Here is an 8,169-nt window from a genome sequence, read left to right as displayed (position 1 = left end):
TGAACTCCTGGAATCAACGGTTCAATAATTGCCCACTCAACATCGCTAACGTCAGTATTGTCAGGTTTTCGCTTCATCCCTCCATTCTACCCAATGAGTATAATTTGCTACTTCTCAAACATCCTCTTAGACCAGGGCAAGCTCATCAAAATTCGTGGCTTTCCCAAAGATACAGCAATTCTTGATTGAGCAAGGTACAGTTAAGGGTAAGAATGGAACAAAACTAGATGAAAGCATACTCTGTAGACCTGCGTCAAAAAATCATTGAGGCATATAATCAGCAAGAGGGTTCGCAGCGACAACTAGCGAAAAGGTTTCGAGTTAGCCTAAGTTTTATTGAAAATTTGTTAAAGCGCTATCGCACAAATGGAACGGTGGAGCCGAGAGCGCACGGGGGAGGTAGGATAGCAAAACTAAGCATAGAACAAGAGCAAGTGCTGGTTAATCTAGTAGCAGAGGACAATGATGCCATTTTGGTAGAGTTGTGTGCGCGGCTAGAACAACAGACTGGAGTGAGGGTTAGCCGGGCGACGATGGGACGGATTGTGCAAAAACTGAAGCTGACTCGAAAAAAAAACTCTGCACGCAACGGAGCGAGAAACTGAGAGGGTACAGCAGTTGCGAGTTCAGTATTGGCATGAGATTGGTCAAGTGCAACTAGAAAACTTGGTATTTGTAGATGAAACAGGCTCCAACTTGGCAATGACACGGCGCTATGCTCGTTCTCGCCGAGGTAGCCGCGCTTACGACCACGCTCCTTACGGGCGCGGACAAAATCTAACACTGATTGGTGCAATCGCTCTACGGGGGCTGATAGGGGAAATTACTTTTCCCGGTGCAACGGATGCCCTCGCCTTCAAAACCTATGTGACTCAGGTATTAGCGCCTAATCTTTGGACTGGGGCGTGTGTAGTTATGGATAACTTGCCTGCCCACAAAGTTGCTGGTATCCGCGAGGCAATTGAATCCGTTGGCGCAACAGTTATCTATCTGTCTCCCTACTCGCCAGATTTTTCGCCGATTGAAAACTGTTGGTCAAAGCTTAAAGAGTTTCTCCGTGCACTCTTCGGCACGCACCTATGCACAGTTAGACCAAGCAATCACCGAGGCTCTAGTGGCAGTTACTACCCAAGATATTATCGGTTGGTTTACTCATTGCTGTTGCTATATTTCACCCACTTGAGAACTGCTGTAAGAAGGTGAAACTGTTTTGGGTTACTGTTTCCACCAACAGAACGGAGTTTGTCGCCACCAACGACTTATCCCAAGCGTCCACGGATGCCGTACAAGATGCGTGTGGTATCCGTTGGCAGATTGAGGAGTTTCACCACGAACTGAAGCAGTTAACGGGACTCGAAGCTTGCCAGTGTCGCAAAGCTCGCATTCAACGCCATCATATTGCTTGTGCCCTGCTAGTCTGGAGCCGTCTCAAAGCGATCGCTTTGATAAGCGGCAGAACGATTTATCAAATTAAGCACGGAATGCTATCGGACTACTTGATTGAGCAACTCAAGCACCCATCCGTTCAAATGTTCCCTGCGTAAGTCCTGGTCAAGACTATGGCATCTTACTACTTTATGCTTACTGCTGGAACTGCATTTTCAAGAAATGCTCTCCAGTTTTGTGGTTGCATAAAAGTTAGGTATTCCAATGCTAAGTTTGGCGGGAGAAACTCTAACATTAATTTATTTTCTACCCAAAATTCGATAACATGAAAAGGACCGCGATCGCTGTGTCTAACTAACCAACCTTCTCGCGCACCAATATCTTCAATTTCTTCACGACTCATGGGGACAGAAATTGCTGCATGAACTGCTGTAAAGGGGCTAGGTAAATTATTGTGTGAAAATGCTGCTTCTTCAACCCCTGGAATTAGTTCAGTCCCCGCTGGATACAGTTCAATTGCTGTACCATACTCATCATCAGCTAACACAATATAACTTCCTGGATGTGGTGGAAAAGGAAGTGATTGTCCATGACAAACCTGGGCTAAAACTTCAGCAACATGAAGTGGGCGATCAACCGCAATTGAAATATGATGAAGCATAAAAAGTTATATCCTAAATATAAATGTTGCAATTTTTAACGAATTGCTATTGTGTAAAGTTCATTACTGGTGTTATTTGTTCTACAAGTAGCAGCAGGTAGTTTCCAGAATAATACTTGAGGCTTTATTTTTCTTAACAAATCATTGGGAACTAATTACCCAATAGGATTTGAGTTGAGTGAGATTAAGAGTTTCAAAGAAAACTAAAATTTAGGGAGTTATCAGGTTTAAAGTTTGTGTTTGTAAGTGCATGAAAAAGACCTTATTTTGAAACAGATTTAGGAATATGGCTTATTACTGGTTTAAAGCATTTCATCTTGTCGGTATTGTTGTTTGGTTTGCCGGATTATTCTACTTAGTTCGCTTGTTTATCTATCATGTTGAGGCAAATGAGCAACCAGAACCTGCTCAAACAATTCTCAAAAATCAATATCAACTGATGGAACAGCGACTGTATAACATCATTACGACACCAGGAATGCTAGTGACAGTCGCAATGGCAATTGGGTTAATCAGCACTGAACCCGACGTTCTTAAACAAGGTTGGTTGCACATTAAGTTGCTCTTTGTTGTCTTGTTGATTGGCTATCATCACTATTGCAAACGGCTAATGAAGCAATTAGCAAAAAATGAATGTCGTTGGAGTAGTCAGCAGTTGCGTGCTTTAAATGAAGCGCCTACAGTGTTTCTCGTCGCAATTGTCTTACTAGCTGTATTTAAAAACAATTTACCTACAGATATTACAGCGTGGGGAATTTTAGCGATGATCGTCGCGATGGCAGCTACAATCCAACTCTATGCCAGAAAGCGCAGACTCGATAAAGAAAAAGTGATGGCACAAGCGCAAGAGTAACTACAAGGTGGGCTTGTGCCCATCTTACTCAGCATAATTTTATCAAGCAAAACAACATTGAATTCTAAATACTTTGCGACAGTACAACGCGGGCTAGAACCCGTTGCGGCCCAAGAATTGGAAAGATTAGGGGCAAAAGAAGTACGTCCTGATTTTACTGGGGTGCATTTCGTTGGCGATCGCACAACACTATACCGCGTTAATCTTTGGGCAAGAACAATTTTTAAGGTGCTAGTGCCAATTCAAGAATTTGACTGCCCTAACTCAGATATTTTATATCAAGAAGTGCAGAAAATTGCTTGGGATGAGTATCTCAAACCTAACAACACACTAGCGGTAAACTGCACAGGTGGTAATCAAAAGCTCAACCATACCCACTTCACAGCACTACAAGTCAAAAACGCTATTGTCGATCAACAACGCCTTAAATTTGGTCAAAGATCGAGCATAGATCTCCACAATCCAGATTTAACAATCAACGTCCACATCCATCAAGACCGTTGTACTTTAAGCTTAGATAGTTCAGGTACAAGTTTACATCGACGCGGTTATCGCCAAGCAATGGGTGCAGCACCCCTTAAAGAAACACTCGCTGCTGCACTTCTAGATATGGCAGAGTGGAAGACAAATACACCGTTTTTAGATCCTTTCTGTGGTTCTGGAACCTTACCGATTGAGGCAGCGTTAAAAGCTTTGAATATTGCACCAGGGTTATTTCGTCCAAAATTTAGTTTTCAAAACTTTCCTGATTTCGATCCTCAATTATGGGAACAACTACTGAAAGAAGCGCAAAATAGTAGACTATCAGAATTACCGGCACCAATTTGGGGAAGCGATCGCGATCCTCATATCCTCGCTCAAGCACGTAGTAATGCTCAACGCTGCGGGATCGAACATCAAATCAAGTTAGCTCAAACTGAATTATCTCAACTAGAAGCTCCAGCCGATTGTGGAATTATTATCTGTAATCCACCATACGGAGAACGAATAGGAGAAACAAAAGAACTAGGGACACTTTATAAAACCCTGGGCGATGTCTTGAAACAACGTTTCACAGGTTGGACAGCTTTTGTTTTAACGGGAAACAAAGAATTAGCTAAAAAAGTTGGATTAAAAGCTGCACGGCGCATTCCCGTCTTCAACGGTGCTTTAGCGTGTACGTTACTTAAGTATGAGCTGTATTAAAATTAGGCAGTTTTAGCACTTTTCAACTTGGTTTTTCAGATTTAGACTTTTTGGAGCGAGCAGCACGAATTTTTAACATCTACGACTCCTCTCAAAAGTTTATGGCTAACTTTGCAGATAGCGAAGAGGGCAAAAGTTTTGTGTAAATGAACGCCAACTTACTTGATGTACTCAGGTTCATAATCTGTTATTGCTGCAATTTCTGAATAAGACTTTCCTTTCCAAGACTGTCGCAATACTATTTCTTGAACTTTGTTTAAGCGATCGTAGTCTAAGATTTTTTCTACAATCTGCAGAGCTTCTTCAACAGTCATCGGTCAGAGTCGTTTTTTATACGGTTGTGAGGCAACAAAAGATGGCAATGAGGTAATACAACCTCATTTAGACATCTGAATACTTAAATAGGAACGATTAATTCCATTCCTATTACACTCCTCAAAAGCAAAAGCACGAAAGTCTACAATTTTCTCAAAAACTGAATTACAGACTTTTGTTTATTAAAAGGTTAACAGTTTTTTTCCGGACAATCATTTTATTTTTAATACCTCTTTTTATAACTTTTACTAACTGTCAAACCTGATATACAGAGTTAAGGTTTATACAAGAGCAGTAGCTCTCCTGTAGTGTCTAAGTCCCGTGAGTTTTCTACTGACTTTGTGACTTAAAAGGAACTCTCAAAATGGTAACTATCAAAGGACAAAATGGTGACGATCTCAATCTTAGGGGAACTGAGCAGAGTGATATTATCTATGGCGACCCTGCCTTTGGCTCAGGAACCGATTATATTTTCGGGCTAGGAGGTGATGATAATATTTCCGGAGTAGGCGGAACCGATTACATTAACGGAGGTTTTGGCAACGATACCATTCATGGAGACGAAGGCGACGATAATCTTTACGGTAATGAAGATAACGATACGCTCTACGGCGATATCGGAAGCGATCATCTTTTCGGTGGATCTGGTGACGATGAGCTAAGAGGTGGTTACGGCGACGATTTTGTCTACGGAGGAGATGGTAATGACGTAATTTATGAATATGATGGAGCTAATACCCTCGAAGGGAATGGAGGAAGGGATGTTTTTTACCTCAATAACCTAGTTAACCAACCTCCAAACGCCGCTTTAGTTAAAGGTGGCACAGAGAACGATTCCGTGTATGCTTATTCAGGGTCGTATACGATTTATGGAGAAGAGGGCAACGATTACATCCAACTAGGTAATCCGACAGTGCCTCTAACGAACCCAATAGATCTTAGCGCGGCAGCTTTTGGTGGTCGAGACAATGACACATATGCTGTGGGTCAGGGAGTGTCCTCTGAGTATGTGTCGATTGTAGAGTCGCCCAACGAGGGATTTGACAAGGTCGTATCCTACGTTTCCTCCTTTACCTTGCCTGACAATGTTGAAGAACTTCAGGTCAGGGCTTTAGCAGATTATGCCTCGCCAGTTATTCGTGGTTTTGGGAATAGTCAAGATAATGTGATATCTGCCGATATAATACCAACCCAGGTTAAATCCGAGTTACATGGAAATGGCGGCAACGATTACTTGTATGGAGACCAGAATAACAATAACTCACTGTTTGGTGAATCAGGCAACGATTATCTGTTTGGAGGTGGGAGCAAAGATTCCTTGAACGGTGGATCGGAAAACGATCTCTTGGTTGGCGGTGCTGGTAATGACACGCTGACTGGCGGTGCTGGTAAGGATAGGTTTGAATTCAATGCCCCAAATGAAGGTATTGACATCATTAAAGACTTTAAAGCTGTTGATGATACTATCGAAGTCTTTGGTATTGGCTTTGGCGGCGGGCTAACTGCGGGTGCTATTACGGCTGACCAGTTCAGACTTGGTTCATCAGCCCAGGATGCCTCTGACAGGTTCATCTACAACAAATCTAATAGGGCGCTGTTCTTTGACATAGATGGTAAAGGTGGGGCTGGGCAAATTCAGATAGCGACACTAACGGGCGCACCTAGCATTACCCAGAGTGACATTGTTGTCTTCTAAGTAATCTCAAGATTAAAAAAGAATATGGGCAAGCTGTAAGTATTCCTTTGTCACAGTTGAGGTAAGGGATTTGCTGAGATACCTGTCTCAATTCTTTGGGATCTGTAGCAAAAAGCAAGAGTCGGTTAGGGTGAGCAGTGTCCACCTTACTTCTCAACAATTCCTTTGAGGCAAAATTGCGATCGCTTTTGTGTCTGTTGGAAAGGTGAGTGCGATCGCACCTAAGACTTGAGGTGAAGAGGCGATTGTGTTAAGAAGTATCGAAAAGCGATCGCGTTTGTATAGCTAGCTCCTCAGTAAAAATAATAGAGTAATAATTCCACCCATCGTACTTTATTAAGCTCAGCTTTGCTCATATGCGTTTAAGAAGTCATCTCTAGAAATACCTGACTGAGTGCAAATAGTTCGTAGAGTTGCTCCCTTAATGCGCTCGTGATTCGGTAGTGTTAGAGGAGTTCGAGAGCCATCGTTGTTCTCTAATCATTGAGATATGCTCCTGTTCTCTGACAATCTGAAACCCAAGTAGCTCAAGTGCTCTAACAACTTTTGCTTTAGGAGCATCAACTGGAAACTTAGGCATTACATGCTTGCCTCAGCCACAAAAACTTCTAAGACAGGAGATTCTGGCTCCAGAACCCCTATACCAAAGGTTTCAATGTGGAAACTAATGGTTGATTTTACATCTGACAAAGCTTCTTCGTAACTATTACCCTCACCAATCACAACTCCTTCAATACCAAGTGGGTAAGCGACATAACCATCAGAGTACTTTTCAACAATAATCTTGATGTTTTGCATCCAAACATTACCTCAAAATCTCAATAACCAACATTTTCTCTCAACTGAGTTAGCGTTCGCTCTGTGTATTAATTCGATGAGAAAGGGCAATCGCTTACTTAAAATTATGAGGGAACGCCATAAGGATAGAGGCGCGATCGCAGGGAATACTTGAAGTGAAGGGGCGATCGCCACATAGCAAAATTGAGATGTGCGATCGCCTTTGGTTGTCTGAAATACGATCATAGTAAAGAAGAACGAAGGAACTATCAAATTCAACCCAAGTACTCATCGTTGTGATGCAGGGTTTCTGCGTTGCGATCGCGACAACTGTAACTCAGCCAAATCTAGTGGGTGCTACTACTGTTTTTTAGCAACACCACGTATAACGGTTTTGACTCCTGATGACCCTCCAGTTCGCAAAAATTGAATTTCTTTTCCTCGATTGACAACTACAAATGTATATTGTGCTGTAAGAGAGGAATTTAATTGACTCACTGTTGCAAACGTCCCAGTACAATCTCGATTAACTGCAAATGAACCTGTATATTCTAAAAAGGGCGTAACATTTCCATTAAGGTTATCTTGTAGAGTCACGAAAATGCTATTACCTTTAACAGTGAGTCTTCCAATAGAAGCAACAGGACCTACAGGGATAAAAGGCAAGCTAGACTCAAGTACCACTCCATCAGCAGATACGCCATAGTTACCGCTCAAGTTACTTGGGGTGCAGACAAATTGCTCCGCAGTTTTATCTTCTATTTTATGAGCTTGTACGCTCGGTATTAACTCTTGAATACCATGATTAAAAACCAAGCCTAGACCAAAGACACTAATAGAAAAAACAATCATTTTTGTGAACATAAATAATCATTCCTTCCTGTATGTTAATTTTTTTTGAAAGTCAACTTATGCTATAGTTTTTGGTGGTGTTAAATTATTGATAATTGTTAAATTGGTAGTTCAAACTTAGAGCAATTGATGAATAGTCCAATTATTGGGTTGCGCCTCAACTTTGATTTAGAAAAGCAACTAGTCTTACGGGCAAGTCGCTTAATTCTAAACTTGCCGTTCTGTTTTTTACCAATATTAGGATGTAACCTATTGCTCTTAGCTCAATTTTAAGACCATTAGTTGATCTCTAACGTTGAAGATTTATATTTATTTACCCCTCAAAATCCTCTTGTCAAGTCTTGTTACATAATTACTAGAATCTGAATAGAGAAAGGTTAATACCTCATCACATACTCCGTTAGTTCGACCCCAAAGCTCTAGCCAAATTCCATCATGAATAAT

At 41.6% G+C, this 8,169-nt stretch carries 11 protein-coding genes and 3 pseudogenes; 7 read left to right on the top strand and 7 right to left on the bottom strand.

Translation table 11 applies throughout. The features are described from left to right. The 4 genes and pseudogenes from CSQ79_RS28430 to CSQ79_RS23390 all read left to right on the top strand — a co-directional run. Nucleotides 1-185 (top strand): hypothetical protein (locus CSQ79_RS28430; protein WP_289501489.1); only part of this gene is annotated, 185 nt, incomplete at its 5' end. A gap of 42 nt (nt 186-227) precedes the next feature. Beyond that, entirely contained in the window at nt 228-605 is a 378-nt protein-coding gene (locus tag CSQ79_RS23400; RefSeq protein WP_099703514.1) for a helix-turn-helix domain-containing protein, read from the top strand. 13 nt (nt 606-618) lie between these two features. After that, nucleotides 619-1,203, top strand: a complete 585-nt coding sequence (locus CSQ79_RS23395) for an IS630 family transposase (RefSeq protein ID WP_099703513.1) — start codon at nt 619-621, stop codon at nt 1,201-1,203. Then, nucleotides 1,197-1,544: pseudogene (locus tag CSQ79_RS23390) on the top strand (transposase); the annotation flags it as partial. The gene CSQ79_RS23395 and the pseudogene CSQ79_RS23390, both read left to right, overlap by 7 nt. Before the next feature lie 26 nt (nt 1,545-1,570). Here the strand turns inward: CSQ79_RS23390 and CSQ79_RS23385 are convergent. Further along, complete coding sequence (locus CSQ79_RS23385) at nt 1,571-2,047, bottom strand: hypothetical protein (RefSeq protein ID WP_099703512.1); 477 nt, start codon at nt 2,045-2,047, stop codon at nt 1,571-1,573. Between the two features lie 286 nt (nt 2,048-2,333). Here CSQ79_RS23385 and hemJ point away from each other — a divergent pair, with 286 nt between their 5' ends. After that, nucleotides 2,334-2,900 carry a protoporphyrinogen oxidase HemJ gene (gene hemJ / locus CSQ79_RS23380; RefSeq protein ID WP_099703511.1) on the top strand — a complete coding sequence of 189 codons (567 nt, stop codon included), beginning with the start codon at nt 2,334-2,336 and terminating at the stop codon, nt 2,898-2,900. Nucleotides 2,901-2,957: 57 nt separating this feature from the next. Beyond that, the gene (locus tag CSQ79_RS23375) at nt 2,958-4,085 is read left to right on the top strand and encodes a THUMP domain-containing class I SAM-dependent RNA methyltransferase (protein ID WP_099703525.1); all 1,128 of its coding nucleotides are present in this window, start codon (nt 2,958-2,960) and stop codon (nt 4,083-4,085) included. 158 nt (nt 4,086-4,243) lie between these two features. Here the strand turns inward: CSQ79_RS23375 and CSQ79_RS28425 are convergent, their stop codons facing one another. Beyond that, nucleotides 4,244-4,399 carry a helix-turn-helix domain-containing protein gene (locus CSQ79_RS28425; protein ID WP_289501485.1) on the bottom strand — a complete coding sequence of 52 codons (156 nt, stop codon included), beginning with the start codon at nt 4,397-4,399 and terminating at the stop codon, nt 4,244-4,246. Nucleotides 4,400-4,764: 365 nt separating this feature from the next. Between CSQ79_RS28425 and CSQ79_RS23370 the strand changes: the two genes are divergently transcribed. Beyond that, nucleotides 4,765-6,096 (top strand): calcium-binding protein, encoded by a 1,332-nt coding sequence (locus tag CSQ79_RS23370; RefSeq protein ID WP_099703510.1) that lies wholly within the window; start codon nt 4,765-4,767, stop codon nt 6,094-6,096. Between the two features lie 342 nt (nt 6,097-6,438). Here CSQ79_RS23370 and CSQ79_RS27165 read toward each other — a convergent pair. The 5 genes and pseudogenes from CSQ79_RS27165 to CSQ79_RS28710 form a co-directional block, all read right to left on the bottom strand. Beyond that, a pseudogene (locus CSQ79_RS27165) lies at nt 6,439-6,676 on the bottom strand (type II toxin-antitoxin system HicA family toxin). After that, entirely contained in the window at nt 6,676-6,894 is a 219-nt protein-coding gene (locus CSQ79_RS23365; RefSeq protein ID WP_099703509.1) for a type II toxin-antitoxin system HicB family antitoxin, read from the bottom strand. Before CSQ79_RS23365 ends, CSQ79_RS27165 begins: the two are co-directional and overlap by 1 nt. 94 nt (nt 6,895-6,988) lie before the next feature. Beyond that, entirely contained in the window at nt 6,989-7,165 is a 177-nt protein-coding gene (locus tag CSQ79_RS28420; RefSeq protein WP_289501480.1) for a hypothetical protein, read from the bottom strand. A 68-nt stretch (nt 7,166-7,233) separates the two neighbouring features. Then, nucleotides 7,234-7,737, bottom strand: coding sequence for a hypothetical protein (locus CSQ79_RS23360; protein WP_099703508.1), 504 nt, complete (start codon nt 7,735-7,737; stop codon nt 7,234-7,236). Nucleotides 7,738-7,823: 86 nt separating this feature from the next. Next, nucleotides 7,824-7,934, bottom strand: a pseudogene (locus tag CSQ79_RS28710) (IS1 family transposase); the annotation flags it as partial. Nucleotides 7,935-8,169 lie beyond the last annotated feature (235 nt).

Source organism: Gloeocapsopsis sp. IPPAS B-1203, from assembly GCF_002749975.1.
GTDB lineage: Bacteria > Cyanobacteriota > Cyanobacteriia > Cyanobacteriales > Chroococcidiopsidaceae > Gloeocapsopsis.
The sequence above is the reverse complement of the archived record's forward strand: the minus strand, read 5'-3'. Positions and strand labels throughout refer to the sequence as shown.